The 1,723-nt window shown below is 50.3% G+C and carries 1 rRNA gene; it reads left to right on the top strand.

The features are described from left to right. Positions 1 to 133: 133 nt before the first annotated feature. Positions 134 to 1,668: ribosomal RNA gene (locus tag ABKW31_RS22870) — 16S ribosomal RNA — on the top strand. Positions 1,669 to 1,723 lie beyond the last annotated feature (55 nt).

The following is a 1,723-nucleotide window of genomic DNA, read 5'->3' as shown; positions in this document are numbered from 1 at the left end:
GTGTTCACTACGTTCACGCATTTCGCTTCAACAATCCTGTACTAAACGCTCTTTAACAATTAATAACAAGACAATCTGTGTGGGCACTCACTTGATGAGTGTCTACCAAAAAAATTCATGTTTTATATATTTTCAATTGAAGAGTTTGATCATGGCTCAGATTGAACGCTGGCGGCAGGCCTAACACATGCAAGTCGAACGGTAGCACAAAGAAGCTTGCTTCTTGGGTGACGAGTGGCGGACGGGTGAGTAATGCTTAGGAACATGCCTTTGCGTGGGGGATAACTATTGGAAACGATAGCTAATACCGCATGATGTCTACGGACCAAAGGGGGCTTCGGCTCTCGCGCAAAGAGTGGCCTAAGCGAGATTAGCTTGTTGGTGAGGTAAAGGCTCACCAAGGCGACGATCTCTAGCTGTTCTGAGAGGAAGATCAGCCACACTGGAACTGAGACACGGTCCAGACTCCTACGGGAGGCAGCAGTGGGGAATATTGCACAATGGGGGCAACCCTGATGCAGCCATGCCGCGTGTGTGAAGAAGGCCTTCGGGTTGTAAAGCACTTTCAGTCGTGAGGAAAGGTTAATGGTTAATACCCATTAGCTGTGACGTTAGCGACAGAAGAAGGACCGGCTAACTCCGTGCCAGCAGCCGCGGTAATACGGAGGGTCCGAGCGTTAATCGGAATTACTGGGCGTAAAGCGCACGCAGGCGGTTTGTTAAGCTAGATGTGAAAGCCCCGGGCTCAACCTGGGAATTGCATTTAGAACTGGCAGGCTAGAGTTTTGGAGAGGGGAGTGGAATTCCAGGTGTAGCGGTGAAATGCGTAGATATCTGGAGGAACATCAGTGGCGAAGGCGACTCCCTGGTCAATAACTGACGCTCATGTGCGAAAGTGTGGGTAGCGAACAGGATTAGATACCCTGGTAGTCCACACCGTAAACGATGTCTACTAGCTGTTTGTGGATTTAATCCGTGAGTAGCGGAGCTAACGCGATAAGTAGACCGCCTGGGGAGTACGGCCGCAAGGTTAAAACTCAAATGAATTGACGGGGGCCCGCACAAGCGGTGGAGCATGTGGTTTAATTCGATGCAACGCGAAGAACCTTACCTACTCTTGACATACTAGAAAGGCAGAAGAGATTTTGCTGTGCCTTCGGGAATCTAGATACAGGTGCTGCATGGCTGTCGTCAGCTCGTGTCGTGAGATGTTGGGTTAAGTCCCGCAACGAGCGCAACCCTTGTCCTTAGTTGCCAGCCTTAAGTTGGGCACTCTAAGGAGACTGCCGGTGACAAACCGGAGGAAGGTGGGGACGACGTCAAGTCATCATGGCCCTTACGAGTAGGGCTACACACGTGCTACAATGGCGAGTACAGAGGGAAGCGAAATAGCGATATCAAGCGGATCCCTTAAAGCTCGTCGTAGTCCGGATCGGAGTCTGCAACTCGACTCCGTGAAGTCGGAATCGCTAGTAATCGCAAATCAGAATGTTGCGGTGAATACGTTCCCGGGCCTTGTACACACCGCCCGTCACACCATGGGAGTGGGTTGCAAAAGAAGTAGCTAGTCTAACCTTCGGGAGGACGGTTACCACTTTGTGATTCATGACTGGGGTGAAGTCGTAACAAGGTAACCCTAGGGGAACCTGGGGTTGGATCACCTCCTTACTATTACGGCAGATATTTATTTTGCTGAGTGTTCACACAGATTGTTTTGTTGTTA

This window comes from Paraglaciecola sp. 25GB23A (assembly GCF_040012495.1).
Classification (GTDB): domain Bacteria; phylum Pseudomonadota; class Gammaproteobacteria; order Enterobacterales; family Alteromonadaceae; genus Paraglaciecola.
Note: the sequence above shows the minus strand (reverse complement) of the source record. Positions and strands in the feature narration are given on the sequence as shown.